The following is a 14,239-nucleotide window of genomic DNA, read 5'->3' as shown; positions in this document are numbered from 1 at the left end:
GGGGTTAGCTACAAACGTTCTTTCAACGAATATAGCACTTCTAACGCTTCGCGGGGGGATAAGCTGTCAGGATCAATAGACTCCAATGTGTCGATCACGGGGTGAGGCGTTGTGTTGAAAAGGTCATTCTGCAAAGGAGGAGCCGGTGGTGCTTGGTGTACGGTCACGGCTTCCTGCTCTAGCTGGACGAGCTTCTCTTGTGCGGTTGTGATGACATGCGACGGTACACCAGCCAGTTTAGCGACCTGTAAACCGTAGCTTTGGCTAGCTGGGCCATCTTGCACTTCATGCATAAACACGATCGCATCATTGTGTTCAAGGGCCGTGAGGTGAGCATTAAAAACCCCAGCTTGCTGCTCAGGTAGCGCTGTAAGCTCGAAGTAGTGCGTTGCAAAGAGCGTAAACGCTTTGACTTGGCTCGCAAGGTGCTCGGCGGCAGACCATGCTAAAGAGAGTCCATCGAAGGTGCTTGTACCGCGGCCTACCTCGTCCATCAACACCAAACTCTGTTCGGTGGCGTTGTGCAAAATATTGGCGGTTTCCGTCATCTCAACCATAAAGGTGGAGCGCCCACCTGCTAGGTCGTCGGAGGATCCCATTCGCGTGAAGATTCGATCCAAGATACCGATCTCTGCCGCTTGTGCAGGTACATAGCTACCAATATGAGCTAACAAGGCGATGAGCGCAGCTTGGCGCATATAGGTTGATTTACCGCCCATGTTCGGGCCAGTAATGATCAGCATTCTTCGCTCGGGGTCTAAGATGAGATCATTGGCAACAAAGGGTTTATCGGTCACCGCTTCAACAACGGGGTGGCGCCCTTGAGTGATGTGTATCTGTGGCGATGTGTGTAACGTGGGGGCACAGAAATTCAGGGTATGCGCGCGCTCCGCTAAGTTTGCCAACGTGTCTAGCTCGGCCAAGGCATTGGCTGAGTCTTGTAAGGCTGGTAAGTATGTTTGTAGCTGGGCAATCAGCGCATCATAAAGGTGTTTTTCACGTGCGAGTGCACGGCTTTTCGCGCTGAGCGCTTTATCTTCAAACGCTTTTAGCTCCGGCGTAATAAAGCGCTCGGCATTCTTTAGTGTTTGTCGGCGTATGTACTCCGCTGGTGCTTCGGCGGCTTGCAGTTTGCTGATCTCGATAAAGTAGCCATGTACTCGGTTATAGCCCACTTTCAGGGTGGATATGCCGGTACGTTCGCGCTCTCGAACTTCCATCTGTACCAGAAACTCGCCCGCATTCTCGCTCATATTACGCAGCTCATCGAGCTCGTCGTCGTAGCCTTCTGCAATAACGCCGCCGTCACGAATCACCACCGGTGGGTTATCCTTAATCGCGCGTTGTAACAGTGCTGCTTGGTCAGGAAACTCGCTGATCAGGTGGCTTAGCTGTTGAACCGCTGGGGGCCGTTGCTCTTTTTGCAGCAGCGTTTGCAGTATTGGTAGCTCTGCTAATGCATTACGCAATCGTTCGAGGTCGCGGGGGCGTGCACTGCCTAAGCCCACTCGCGTGAGGATCCGCTCAATATCGCCGATACGCTGCAAAGGTTCGGCAAGCGCTTCATATAGATAGTCTTGTTGCAACCACTGAATAGCGGCTTGGCGGGCCGTCAATATTTTGAGGTCGCGCAGTGGGTTGTTGAGCCAGCGCGTTAACATACGGCTGCCCATGGGGGTTGCTGTGCGGTCGAGTACACTGGCCAGCGTATTTTCTTTACTGCCGGCTAGGTTCTGGTCGATCTCAAGATTACGCCGTGTTGCCGCGTCTAAGATAACGGTTTCGCTGCGCTGCTCAACCTGAAGGCGGCGAATATGCGGCAGTGCTGAGCGCTGGGTATCTTTAGCATACTGCAGTAGGCAGCCCGCAGCGCCGATAGCGCAATGTAGATCGGCACAGCCAAAGCCACTTAAATCTTTGGTATCAAATTGCTGGCAAAGTAGGCGCTCTGCGGTATCGAGCTCAAAGTGCCATGGCGCTTGTGGCCGTGTACCTTGCCGCTCTTTAATCAGGTGAGCGATCGGTTGATCGTCGTTGTATAGAATCTCCGCCGGTTTAAGACGCTCGATCTCTGCTAAAAGAGCCTCCTCTCCTTCCACCTCGAGTAACGCAAAACGGCCAATACTGATATCCATAATCGCCAGCCCCATTGTTTGGTCACGCTGATCGAGTGCAAGGATAATGTTGTCTCGTGAGGCATCCAGAAAAGCCTCATCGCTTAACGTACCTGGCGTTACAATGCGTGCAACACGGCGCTCAACAGGCCCTTTGCTGGTGGCGGGGTCGCCAAACTGCTCACAGATCACTACCGACTCGCCGGCACGCACAATTTTGCCAATATAGGCTTCTGCTGCGTGATAGGGGATGCCAGCCATGGGAATGGGTTCTCCGCCTGACTTACCGCGGGCAGTCAGCGAGATATCCAAGAGTTGAGCGGCTTTTTTCGCATCATCATAAAACAGCTCGTAAAAGTCGCCCATACGATAAAAAACCAGCTGGTCTGGGTACTCCACCTTGATTTTGAAGTACTGCTGCATCATCGGTGTGTGTTCGGATTTTTGAGCGGTTTTACTTAGCTTCTTGGTCATGATCTCTTTTGCTATTTGAGGTAACAGGCAGGCTCGATTAATACTTTTAATACCGCCTCCAAGCAGTTGCACACACATGTGATGCAACCTAATGGATGCGGCGAAAGCAAGCCGAACAGACTAACAAATCAGCCCCAAAATCGCTAATGCCAAGAGCGCTCTGGTGGTTATTTCAACGGGTAGTTTCCTCAAGATCACTCAACCGTGGGCGATGGGATTCGGTGATCCTTACTAAGACAAGAGATTAAGAGGCTTAAGGTCGTCAGATCGACGACAAAGCGCCTAATAAACGTCAAGATGACGCTATTTATCGGCTATTGATCAGGGGAAACTGAAGGCCCTATTTCAATCTGAGCGAGCCAGAGATGACAACACATGATAAGAAAAGCTTGATCGCGGCTTTAGGTGGATTACTGCTGGGTGCTACGGTACAGGCTAACGCCGAGGCGATTCGCATTGCTATTGATGGTTCCTACGCGCCTTTTGCGGTGGTGGATAACGAGGGACAGCTACAAGGCTTTGATGTGGATATCGCCAACGCCCTTTGTGAACAGATGCAGGCGGACTGTGAGATCGTATCTCAACCGTGGGAAGGCATTATCAGCGGTTTAAAGGTGAAGAAGTTTGATGCCATTGTCTCCTCTATGTCGGTGACAGAAGAGCGCGCTCGGGCGGTCGATTTTTCATCCCACTATTACTCCAATGTACTGACCCTATTAGGCGCCAAGTCGTTGCAATTAGGAGCATTGCCCGAGGCGATGTATGGCAGGAATGTGGGAGCTTATCGCTCTACGGTCTCTAGCCAATACCTAGAGGACAACTTTGCCGATAAGGTGAATATCAAGCTTTACGACAATCAGGAAAATGCCTATCTCGATTTAACCGCGGGCCGCATTGATTTGTTGGTCTCGGATAAATTCCCTGCTTGGAATTGGTTGCAGAGCAAAGAGGCACAGGGTTTTGAGTTCAAAGGGGACGATATCGATATTCAGGACAAGGTTGCCGTGGCGGTGCGTAAGGGGTCAAAGCTTAAAGAGGCGTTTAGCAAGGCGATAGCCGAGATTGTTGCCAATGGGCGCTATCAAGAGATCAATCAACGCTACTTCCCCTTTAGCATCTACTAGGAGCTGTGATGAAGTATCAAGGTGTGTCGGCGCTAGGGGTGCCATTGGATTTTAACTCTTCCCATTTGCGAGGGCCTGCAGAGGCTCCCCCCGTTATTCGTCGTATACTTAATAATGGCTCGGCTAATTTAACGTCTGAGTTAGGGCTGAATATCGGCCGCGATTCGCGCCTTCAGACGTTAGACGACCTTTGTTGGCAAAATGAGGCAGCCGCGTTTGATGCTATTAGTCAGGCCGCCCATGACTGTTATGCTCAAGGGCGCAAACTGCTGACGCTAGGCGGCGATCACTCTATCAGTTATCCGCTTATTAAGGGGCTACAGGCAGCAGGGCACCAAAATATAACGATCTTGCACTTTGATGCCCACCCAGACCTCTATGACGAGCTGTTGGGCAACCGTTATTCCCACGCGTGCCCGTTTGCTCGCACTATGGAAGCAGGATTGGCTGATCGTTTGATTCAAGTGGGTATTCGTACGCTAAACCAGCACCAGCGCGAACAAGCAGAGCGCTTTGATGTGGAGATTCACGATATGCCCTCGTTAGTCTCTGGGCTACCTCTGTTGGATATTCAAGGGCCGGTGTATATCTCGATCGACCTAGATGCGCTGGACCCGGCTTTTGCCCCGGGGGTGTCTCATCATGAGCCCGGAGGGCTCTCGGTACGTGACATACTTAGTTTGCTGCAACAGCTGAAAGGGCCAGTCATTGGTGCGGATTTGGTTGAGTACAATCCACGGCGTGATCTTAACGAAATGACAGCGATGGTATGTGCAAAGCTATACAAAGAGCTGGCGGGGCTATTGCTTAGAGACTGTGCCTAATGTTTTTAGACTTCGCGGCGGAAAAACTCTCTAAGTACTATTGCCGATTCAGTGCTCTCAACTCCGTTGAGCGCACTGACCTTCTCGATGACCCAATCCAATTCAGCCGTATCCTGAGTTCTTACCTCAAGCATGATATCGAAGCTGCCACTGATGGTTTCGCAGGCGTAAACTTGGCTAAAGCTTTCCAGCTGACGCAACACCGCTTGCTGTTGCGGTGCCTTAACAGTTATCGCGACGCGGCTTAGCAAGGCTGGGCGCTGCAACTGTTTGTTATCTAAGCGCACTTTATAGCCCTGAATAATACCTTTTTGTTCTAGGCGCTTAATACGCCCATTGACCGTCGTGCGAGCCAGATGCACTGCACGAGCGGTCTCCGATGCGGGTATGCGGGCGTTTTCAGCTAGTAGTGAGAGGATCTTTTGGTCTTTGCTGTCCAATTACGTTCATTCCAGCGCTGAGCTAAACAGAAGGCGCTCGGCTAGACCGGCGCCGCTTGGCTTACCATAAACCAAGTTGAGATTAAGCACATCCACACTTAGGGCTTCCCCATTCTATATAAGCTTGGTAGCGGCTCGTGACGTGGGTGATACCGTCACTCCAAACCTCGGCGGCTTAGATACGGCCTATACTGAAAACAGCATGGCCTAATCAAAGTGGTTAGGTGCAGTGATTCTCAGATGCAAGGAGCAAGCGGATGCAGGTAGACGTACTACTGGTGGATGATGAGCAGCCAATTCTAGCGGCTTTGAAACGAGTGATGTATCAAGCAGAGCTCTCCTTTGCGGCTGTTCATTCAGGACAGGAAGCCCTGCATTGGTTACAGAATCATCAAGCCCGCTTAGTACTATCTGACTATAAAATGCCGGGTATGAGTGGCACGGAGTTGCTCGCAAAAGTTGAGGCCACTTGGCCACAAACCGCACGGATTATTTTAAGCGGCCATGCGGATTTCGATACCGTGCTTGAAGCGGTTCACAGCGGCGTAGTGCATAAGTTTCTTGCTAAGCCTTGGTCAAATATTGAGCTGATTGAACACCTCAAAACATCGTTAGCGAGTCTCCATGCGGCGCATTCATGGGATAGCGTGAATACAGCAGAATTAGAGGTTGCAGCTGACCTTGAAAAAGGCTTTGACCATCAGCGGCAGAGCCTGTTGGATGCGCTGATCGATGGCGTGATTATGATCAACCGCCAAGGTATTGTTACGTCGGTTAACCAGTCTCTCTCATCGATTTTTGGCTATTCGGCGCGGGAGCTGCTGGGTAACAACGTCTCGATGCTGATGCCAGAGATTTACAGGCGTCAACATGATCACTATCTAAGCGAGTATCGTAGTCCTGGATTAAAAGGCATTTTGGGCAGTCGGCGGCGGCTGGTTGGGCAGCGTAAAGATGGTGAAGTTTTTCCGATTGAACTGAGTGTAAACCCGATACAACAAGAGGGTGAAGCCTGTTTTATGGGAGTGATCCGCGATATCAGTGAGCGTGTGAATGAAGAGCGCCACAATCAACTCTTGGTGGATGCCCTTGAGATCGCGCAAGACGGCGTTGCACTCTTCGGTGCAGGCGATCGCCTTGTTCACTGCAATCGGCAGTTTCGTCGACTTTACTCAAGTCTGGGCGAGGCGTTTAAGGTTGGTATTACTTACCAGACCTTCTACTACCTGTGCGTCTCCAAAGGTCTGTTCCCACAGGCCAATGATAATCCGACGCAATGGCTAAATCGGCAACTGGATATCCATAAAAACCTGCCGGTCGTCCAAGAGTATGAACTGGCCGACGGACGCTGGATCGAGATCCACGAGACGCGAGTCGAAAATGGCTCCGTCATCGTGTCGCATCTGGACATCAGCAAGCGAAAGCAAACCCAGCTGTCACTACAGCAAGCGGTAGCGGAGGCGGAGCATGCCAACAGCGCACGCGGACGTTTTCTGGCCATGATGAGCCATGAAATCCGTACGCCGCTCAATGGTGTTCTGGGCTTGTTGCAGCTGCTCGAAGAGACCGCGTTGGCTCCTGAGCAGGCGAATTACGTTGAACACGCGCTTAGCTCTGGGCGCGGTCTGATGACGGTTATTTCAGATATTCTCGATTTCTCAAAAATCGAAGCGGATAAACTCGAATTAGTGCCCACGCCTTATCAGTTGCAAGTTTTGGTTGATGAGTTAAAGCAGCTATTTATGCTCCGAGCAGAAGAGAAGTCGATTCAGTTGATCACGCAGGTTTCTGAGCATGTGCCTGAATGGGTGCAGCTGGATGGTCAGCGCTTGCGGCAGATATTGCTCAATCTTGTGGGAAATGCGGTGAAGTTTACCGATTACGGCAGTGTGACGCTCTCACTCGATGCTGATGACAAAAACCTCTATTTTCGTGTGCAAGATACCGGCATCGGCATTCCGAAAAAGGCGCAAGATCAGATCTTTTCGGAATTCATCACCATCAATCAAACGTCACAAAATGCGGTGAGTGAAGGCACAGGACTTGGCCTATCTATCAGCCAAAAGCTGGTGCACTTAATGGGCGGGGCGATCCGTTTCTCCAGCGTCGAGGGTGAAGGCAGTGAGTTTTGGTTTCAACTGCCGTTAGAGCATAGTGACCCCAGCCAAGTGCATGAGAATACGCAACAGAAGCGATTAACGGGCCATGTGCTGGTGGTGGATGATAGCGAGATCAACCGTTTGGTTGCGAAAACCATGTTGGAGAAGTTCGGTGTGGCTGTCACCAGCGCGAGTAGCGGTTATGAAGCGCTTGAGATATATCCCCAGCATGATTTTGATTTGATCTTGATGGATATCTCTATGCCAGGGATAAGTGGCGTAGAGACCTTTGCACAACTACAGACGCTAGAGGCCTGGCAAGCGACTCCGGTGATCGCGTTTACCGCCTATGCTCAGGATGAAGACCGCCGCCGCTACAGCGAGGTGGGTATGGCTGGGTTCTTGGAAAAGCCTCTTGAAAGGACCCAGATGTTGCAAACCATCTCGCCGTATCTGAAAACCCGCGAGGTGGCTGTGGTTAAAGAGGTCGCTGTGGATGATCATCCGCCAACCGCGAAAACTGATCTTTTTGATCGCTCCAAACTAGATCAATTGGCAAGAGATACCTCGGAAGAGGCGCTTCCCTCGTTAGTTACCGTATTTATCAACGATGCGAATGCGCGCATCGAGCAGTTAAATGATCCCAGCCTTGCGGCAGAGGTCGCTGAGCGCCATGCGCATACACTCGGCAGTAGTGCGCTTTTATATGGGCTCACGGCGCTGTCAGCGCAGGCGCGTAAAGTGGAAGCCTGTTACCGAGAGGGTAAGCGTTTAGATCAAGAGCAAGACCTCTTATGTGACATCGCCAAAGAGAGCTTGCACTTGTTAAACCAACATCTGATACAACGCGCCTCGCGTTAATGCGAGGGCGTTTGGTCGAGCTCTTTCCAGCTATTGCGCTTGCGATAGATGGTGGCGGCGCTGATCTCTAAATAGTGTGCGGCCGTGGGGATATTGCCGCCGCACAGGTCAATAGCGCGCTCGATCGCTTCACGCTCTACCTCTGCCATCGGCCGAATAAGCTGGGCCAACTGGTCGCCCACTGCTGCAGGGGGCGCAGAGGATACAGCTGGTGGAGCAATGGGCGCTGCCGCTTGGGTAACTGCCGGTGAAAAACTGGCAGGCGTTTGTGCATGCGGCTCGAAGCGATCCAAGGGCGCTGGCAACATGGATTGCGTGACTTGGTCACCATTGTGTAACACCACAATATTGCGAATCACGTTTTGGAGCTGGCGCACATTACCGGGCCAATCATAGCTACTCAGCATCAGCTCGCATTCGGGGTCAAAACCGCTGAACCCTTTTCCTTCCTCTTTGGCATACTGCTCAAGAAAGCTTTGAGCGATCTCGATCACATCATTCTCCCGCTCCCGTAACGGAGGCAGGTGAATGGGCAAAACATGTAACCGATAGTAGAGATCTTCACGGAAATTGCCTGCTTGCACCTCAGCTAGTGGGTCTTTATTACTGGCACAGATAATACGTACGTCGACTTTTTCAGTTCGATCACTGCCGACCTTTTGCAGGGTGCCGGTTTGGAGGAAGCGCAGCAGCTTTGACTGCAATGATAGCTCCATCTCACAGATCTCATCGAGAAACAGCGTCCCCCCTTGTGCAGCACTTGCGGCGCCGTCACGGTCTTTTAACGCGCCGGTAAAGGCCCCTTTCACATGACCAAAGATCTCGCTTTCAATGAGGTCTTTCGGGATCGCTCCGCAGTTAAGCGCGATAAAGGGGTGACCCTGGCGTTCACTACGTTGGTGGACGGCATCGGCACATACCTCTTTGCCAGTGCCACTTTCGCCGGTAATAAAAATCGTCGCTTTCGAGCTGGCAGCGCTATCGATCACTTGGTAAACCCGTTGCATGGGGAGCGATGAGCCGATGAAACCACAAAACTGGCGACGATCAATTTCATCGCGGTACGTGTCCACAATACGTTTGAGCTTTTGGTTTTCAAAGGAGTTGTTCAGCGTTGTAACAAGGCGGTCTTTGCTAAAGGGCTTAACAAGGTAGTCACGGGCACCCAGTTGCATCGCTTCGATCGCGGTATTCATTGAGCAATCGCCGGTGGTGACGATCACCTCTATATCAAGCGCTTCTTGGTTGACCTTCCTGAGAATCTCAAGGCCATTCATATCAGGCAAGGTGAGGTCGAGGAGGATGCCGTCAAATGCCTCTTTCGCCATAGCATCCAGCGCACCCTGACCGGTTTCCTCGTGATGTACACGGTACGGTAAACCTGTGAGGTAGCTACGGTAGACGGCTGCCATCGATACATCATCTTCGATGAGCAAAATTCGAGTTACAGCAGTTCCTGGCATAAGTAGGGCCTCCTATCCATCCAAACAGCGCCTGTTTTTAGCCTATGCTACAGGGTAGAGTGTGACAAGTTACACATACAGCATAGCAGCGAAACACCGGTATTTTGGCATGATGCAAAGATTAGCACAGTGGCATTTGCAGCCGAGCTTAGCAGAGGCAAGGCGCGTGCGTGAGCGGCTCACAGAAGTATTAGAGCGTGAGAACGCGCCGTTTATCAGTGCCTTTCAATTGGCGTGTGCAGAGCTCATTGTAAACCTAAGCCGCTATCCTGATCCGCCGCCTACAAAAGTAGAGCTCTTGCTCAGTAGAGACGAGCAACATTGGTGGTTGGAGTTAAAAGATAATGGGCCAAGCTTCAATAATTTCAGCCAGCTCATCAATGATCCCGATCCGCTAGCGGCGGCTGAGAGCGGGATGGGGCTGAAACTGTTAGCGCAGATGTTTGCTGATATTCGCTATATCCCCGCCTGCTTTCGTGAGGATGCCCAGAACGTCATGGTGTTGCGCCAACCGCTGTCTGATCAGCAGCCGACCCGCAAAACGCTGCTGGTGGTGGATGACGACCCTAGCTATCGCGCCATCGTGACTGCGTACCTGAGCGATCGTTATCAGGTTGTTGAGGCGCAAAGCGTGAGTGAGGCCTTTGCGCAGGTGTTAACGTATCAACCGGAGCTGGTGATCTGCGATGTACAGATGCCCGATGAAGATGGCCCGGTGCTGTTCGACAAGCTCAGTCATATTCCAGATGCTGCTCACACGGCATTTATCTACCTCTCCGGTAGCCAAGACAGCGAAACGTTAAGTCGTGCGCTCAGCCGCCCTATTGATGATTTTCTTGCGAAGCCCGTCACCCGCGAGCAGTTGGTGCAAACCATTGAACGTGTGCTGCAAAGACGTAACTACTTAAACCAACAGATTCGTCGCGAGCTAGAGGAGCGGGTGACATTAGGGTTGCAGCCCTCGCTCCCCGAACAGATTCCCGGTTATCGGGTAGCGTTGCGCAGCTTTAACCCAGAACCTGGCGGTGGCGATCTGGTGCAGCTACAGCAAGTGGGCGAGCAGAGCATGATATTGATGGCTGACCTTATGGGGCACGGCCTATCAGCTAAAGGTTATAGTTACGCATTGGCGGGGTATCTGCGGGGGCTAGGTGCAGCGGCGTTCAACGAGCAACTCGATTTAGAGGCGCTATTTGGTCTGCTTTCGCAAAGCTTCCAATCTGATGCTGTGCTGCAAGAAACTCTAGCTACATTGATCGCGGTGCAACTCGATGCCTCTGGGCAGTTACAGTGGGTCAACGCTGGGCAGCCATTTCCGTTGCATATTAGCCAAGCAGGCGTCGTGCCGATTGAGGTGGAAGGCGCGCTACCGGGTTTGGGTGTGGGTAACTACACCTCGTTAACGATGCAGCTAAAGCGCGGTGAGCGGCTTTTGATCTACTCGGATGGCTTTCTTGATGCAGGGCTGCCTGTCACAGAGGCGCTGCGCCAAGCGGTGTTAGCAAGCTCCGCGCTACCGCTCGCTGCCGCAGCGGATCAATTGTTGGCGCTCGGTTTATCGGGCCCAGCCAGCGCCGATGATACGACGCTGATCCTGATTGAGAAAACTTAGTATTACAGCTCCTGATTGAGCAAAACCATTTTATCTAGGCGCGCACGCAAGCGCTGCATCAGCTTTGGGAACACCCGGTTAAACCGATACGTCTCGCGGATAAGCTCCTGTTTGAGGCCGGGCGCGTGTTGGTCATTCATAATGACACCACACAACTGGGCGCCACTTTGATGCAGAATATCCCGCGCTTCGTCCACTTGCGACTCGGTTGTTTGCCCTGTGACCACATTAAGCAGCGTGGTTTCGCTAGCTGCACAGATAATATCCACAGGTAGGTTATCACCTGATTCAAACGCCTCATTGATTTTGCCGCTGCTGATCAAAGGCTCGGTATCGCAGATGACCATATCGAACTGACCTAGGCAGCTTTGGAAGAACAGACGCAGCGTTTCTTGATCGCGAAACTCGACACAGTGGCCGGTTTTCTCCGGGCTACAAAGCAGCATTAAGCCCGCTTGCTCGCTCTCTTGTGCGGCGTGTTCCCAGTGCCCCGTTAATGGCAGCCATTCGGGTGAAGCGTGACTTTGCTGCTGAGCAAAGATGGGACTGCACCGGTTGAGCTCGATAAGGAGCACCCGCTTACCCGACTGCGCAGCACGTTTTGCCAGTGCCCAAGCGATACTACTATTACCCGCTTCATGCTGTGTGCTGCAAAGCGCCAACTGGCGTATATTTTGGCGCTGTATACGGGCATAAACGGTTTCAATGGCAGCATTGTTGTAAAGATACATAACACAACTCCTATTACAGACCGACAAGGCGCGCGAAGGAGAAAATGGTCAGTGACTCCTGCAAGGTGGTGACAAAACGATACCAACTGCTTTGCTCTTTGCTGGGCACGTAGACAGTATCGCCTGGGCGCAACACCGGTAGGCGGCTGAAGTCGCCTGATTTGGCAAAATCCACCAAGTCGAATAGGCGCGAGTGAGCCTCACCGTCGATACGGTTGATGACCATGATGCGGTCTTGCAGAGCGCTATTTTTAGGTCCACCCGCTTCAGCGAGCAGATCGAGAACCGTCATGCTGGTATCGAAGCTGTAGCGGCCCGGGCGGTTAACCGCACCTAGCACGCGAACCACTGTCTCTTTCGGGCGCTCTAGCCATTCACGATCACGTTTTGGAATGAAGATCACATCCTCATTTTTAACCACCGGTAGCATCGACTCATCACCGGTCTGGAAGTAGGTATGCAAATTCAGGTGCGTGACCTCTGTTTTACCGTTGCGACGATGGGTAATGCGTACACCTGATAGATCCGCTAGTCCTGTTGGGCCTTGTGCAGCCGAGAGGATATCCAAAAAGTTCAGTTCATTATTGAAGGCGTAGCGTCCCGGCGCCCCCACTTCGCCAAAGATGTAGATAGAGCGGTCGCTCGATTGGCGTACCCATTGCGAGCGGTTGTCGTTTGGATCTTTTGGTAGCTCGGGGACTACTACGGTGTCGCCGGCGCGGATGCTGGGAATCTTGCGAATATCGCCGCCGTTATCAAGAAAGGCTTTGAGATCGAAACTCACAGACTCGGTATGACCGCCTTCACGCTGTTGCAGAATTTGTAGGTGGGCAGTATCTGCACTCGCGATAGGGCCGCCCGCATGGGCGATCAGGTCCATCAGGGACATCTCGGCTGCCCACTCATAACGACCCGGGCGATTCACCGCGCCGATGATACGCACCGCGCGATTCGGATGTACCTTGAGCCAGCTCTTTTCATTCATATCTGTTTTCTCGGGTACTAAAATGGCATCACCCGGCTCGATTTTTGGCATATTTCTGCGGCTGCTACCATCGACATAACCCTGCAGATCAAATGCTTGGACGCTGCCATTGGCGCGGATAATACGAATCTGGCGGGTTTCAGCAAAGCGCGTTGGTCCGCCTGCTGTAGCGAGTAGGTCGTAAAAACCGCTGTCCTCACCCATCTCCATAGCACCGGGCTTAAATACTTCACCCATCACGTACACCGTACGCGCCCCACTTTTTACTTGCTCTGAGGCTTGAGGAATAAAGATAACGTCGCCTTGGTGGATTTTAGGCATCAACGCCGGATTACCGGTATCAAGGTACTCGCGCATGTTAAAGGGGAAGGGTTGGCCGTTGTGGATAACACGGATCTGTTCAATACCTGCGTAGCGTGTTACACCACCCGCGCGCATAATAAGGTCCATCACCGAGGCATCAGATTTGTAAGCGAAGGTACCCGGACGGTGTACTTCACCAAAAACTTTGACCGCCTCGCCATCTTTACCTGCATCACCTGAGGCTGTCAGGGTGCGGGCATCAAACTCGACTTGTACATTACCGATCAAGGGGGATGCCGGTACAAAAATCACATCCATCGGTTGTAGTGCCGGTAGTGCACTTGGGTTACCGCTATCAAGATAGTGTTTGTAGTCAAACTCAATCATCTTACTGGCACGGCGAATCTGTAGTTTGTCTAGCTGCGCACCTTGAGCGAGCCCGCCAGCACTGTTGATTGCCATCTGGACATTGGCGCGCACAGGCAGATCGACGGGGCCTGGTTGCTTGACGTATCCCAGCACCGTGACTGATAGACGGCGTTCTTGCAAGACTAAGTCAAACTTGGATAGGTCTTTGTATGCGTTGCTAAGCTTTTGTTTTAGCAATGCTTTAGCTTGGGATAATGATTGGCCGCTAAGCTGCAACGACCCCACTTCGGGAACCGTGATCATGCCATCGTGATCGAGCTGAAAGCTCTGTTCAAACGCCGTCTCACCGGGTAGCTTGATCTGCAGACGGTCGCCTGGGCGTAGGTTATCAGCATGGGCGAATAGCGGTAGCATCAGTAGGCAGAGTATTCTCAGTACGTAGTTCATAAACAGATCTCCCTGTGAGTTTGTTGCTGGCACAGCTGAGAGAGCGCACTGCGTTGTTGCTCCTGATGCATCAGCTTTAATACGGTTTCCACCGATTCCAATGTCACTTCGGCCTGTTGATAAAACTCGGCCTGATAGAGACGGCGGCTTTCGATAAGTTGGCTTTGAGTTTGTTGGTAGAGGGCGGGATAGCGCTTCGCGTTACCGGCATGGGTATGGCGATCTAACGTGGCTTCACAGTGTTGCAAGCGCTCCGAAAGCTGTTGTTGATAAGCAGCGATGGGAAAGCGCTCAGCAACGCCGCCTTTGCCCTCTGTCACCATATAGAAGCAGCCAGCTTGTGAGGCTAAGGCGGCTATCAGCAGTGTGCGCAATGCAGACATAGTGCAGCCC

General features: G+C 52.1%; 10 protein-coding genes. 4 read left to right on the top strand and 6 right to left on the bottom strand.

What is annotated here, in order from left to right:
• Window positions 1-8: 8 nt before the first annotated feature.
• Window positions 9-2,588, bottom strand: a complete 2,580-nt coding sequence (gene mutS, locus E4L36_RS08925) for a DNA mismatch repair protein MutS (RefSeq protein ID WP_136680314.1) — start codon at window positions 2,586-2,588, stop codon at window positions 9-11.
• A 365-nt stretch (window positions 2,589-2,953) separates the two neighbouring features.
• Between mutS and E4L36_RS08920 the strand changes: the two genes are divergently transcribed.
• Both E4L36_RS08920 and E4L36_RS08915 read left to right on the top strand, forming a co-directional pair.
• The gene (locus E4L36_RS08920) at window positions 2,954-3,712 is read left to right on the top strand and encodes a transporter substrate-binding domain-containing protein (protein WP_136680313.1); all 759 of its coding nucleotides are present in this window, start codon (window positions 2,954-2,956) and stop codon (window positions 3,710-3,712) included.
• Window positions 3,713-3,720: 8 nt separating this feature from the next.
• Entirely contained in the window at window positions 3,721-4,536 is an 816-nt protein-coding gene (locus E4L36_RS08915) for an agmatinase family protein (RefSeq protein WP_136680312.1), read from the top strand.
• Window positions 4,537-4,541: 5 nt separating this feature from the next.
• Here the strand turns inward: E4L36_RS08915 and E4L36_RS08910 are convergent, their stop codons facing one another.
• Window positions 4,542-4,976, bottom strand: a complete 435-nt coding sequence (locus E4L36_RS08910) for an Lrp/AsnC family transcriptional regulator (RefSeq protein ID WP_136680311.1) — start codon at window positions 4,974-4,976, stop codon at window positions 4,542-4,544.
• A 257-nt stretch (window positions 4,977-5,233) separates the two neighbouring features.
• Between E4L36_RS08910 and E4L36_RS08905 the strand changes: the two genes are divergently transcribed.
• Entirely contained in the window at window positions 5,234-7,936 is a 2,703-nt protein-coding gene (locus E4L36_RS08905; RefSeq protein ID WP_136680310.1) for a response regulator, read from the top strand.
• Here the strand turns inward: E4L36_RS08905 and E4L36_RS08900 are convergent.
• On the bottom strand, window positions 7,933-9,399 hold the full coding sequence (locus tag E4L36_RS08900; RefSeq protein WP_136680309.1) for a sigma-54 dependent transcriptional regulator: 1,467 nt from the start codon (window positions 9,397-9,399) through the stop codon (window positions 7,933-7,935). The two genes, E4L36_RS08905 and E4L36_RS08900, sit on opposite strands and share 4 nt — an antisense overlap.
• A 109-nt stretch (window positions 9,400-9,508) precedes the next feature.
• Here E4L36_RS08900 and E4L36_RS08895 point away from each other — a divergent pair, with 109 nt between their 5' ends.
• Window positions 9,509-11,011, top strand: coding sequence for a SpoIIE family protein phosphatase (locus E4L36_RS08895; RefSeq protein WP_136680308.1), 1,503 nt, complete (start codon window positions 9,509-9,511; stop codon window positions 11,009-11,011).
• 2 nt (window positions 11,012-11,013) lie between these two features.
• Here E4L36_RS08895 and E4L36_RS08890 read toward each other — a convergent pair whose 3' ends face one another.
• The 3 genes from E4L36_RS08890 to E4L36_RS08880 are packed head-to-tail and all read right to left on the bottom strand — an operon-like array spanning window position 11,014 to window position 14,229.
• A complete protein-coding gene (locus tag E4L36_RS08890) occupies window positions 11,014-11,742 on the bottom strand; it encodes a CpsD/CapB family tyrosine-protein kinase (RefSeq protein WP_136680307.1) in 729 nt (242 codons plus the stop codon).
• A gap of 13 nt (window positions 11,743-11,755) precedes the next feature.
• Entirely contained in the window at window positions 11,756-13,846 is a 2,091-nt protein-coding gene (locus E4L36_RS08885) for an SLBB domain-containing protein (protein ID WP_136680306.1), read from the bottom strand.
• The gene (locus E4L36_RS08880) at window positions 13,843-14,229 is read right to left on the bottom strand and encodes a hypothetical protein (protein WP_136680305.1); all 387 of its coding nucleotides are present in this window, start codon (window positions 14,227-14,229) and stop codon (window positions 13,843-13,845) included. Before E4L36_RS08880 ends, E4L36_RS08885 begins: the two co-directional genes overlap by 4 nt.
• Window positions 14,230-14,239 lie beyond the last annotated feature (10 nt).

The sequence above is a fragment of the Neptunomonas sp. XY-337 genome (assembly GCF_004959845.1).
Taxonomy (GTDB): domain Bacteria; phylum Pseudomonadota; class Gammaproteobacteria; order Pseudomonadales; family Balneatricaceae; genus Neptunomonas; species Neptunomonas marina.
Note: the sequence above shows the minus strand (reverse complement) of the source record. Positions and strands in the feature narration are given on the sequence as shown.

Excerpts from the sequence above, each read along its gene's own strand:
- mutS (WP_136680314.1), bottom strand. The coding sequence starts at position 2,588 with ATGACCAAGAAGCTAAGTAAAACCGCTCAAAAATCCGAACACACACCG.
- E4L36_RS08920 (WP_136680313.1), top strand. The coding sequence starts at position 2,954 with ATGACAACACATGATAAGAAAAGCTTGATCGCGGCTTTAGGTGGATTA.
- E4L36_RS08915 (WP_136680312.1), top strand. The coding sequence starts at position 3,721 with ATGAAGTATCAAGGTGTGTCGGCGCTAGGGGTGCCATTGGATTTTAAC.
- E4L36_RS08905 (WP_136680310.1), top strand. The coding sequence starts at position 5,234 with ATGCAGGTAGACGTACTACTGGTGGATGATGAGCAGCCAATTCTAGCG.
- E4L36_RS08900 (WP_136680309.1), bottom strand. The coding sequence starts at position 9,399 with ATGCCAGGAACTGCTGTAACTCGAATTTTGCTCATCGAAGATGATGTA.
- E4L36_RS08895 (WP_136680308.1), top strand. The coding sequence starts at position 9,509 with ATGATGCAAAGATTAGCACAGTGGCATTTGCAGCCGAGCTTAGCAGAG.
- E4L36_RS08890 (WP_136680307.1), bottom strand. The coding sequence starts at position 11,742 with ATGTATCTTTACAACAATGCTGCCATTGAAACCGTTTATGCCCGTATA.
- E4L36_RS08885 (WP_136680306.1), bottom strand. The coding sequence starts at position 13,846 with ATGAACTACGTACTGAGAATACTCTGCCTACTGATGCTACCGCTATTC.
- E4L36_RS08880 (WP_136680305.1), bottom strand. The coding sequence starts at position 14,229 with ATGTCTGCATTGCGCACACTGCTGATAGCCGCCTTAGCCTCACAAGCT.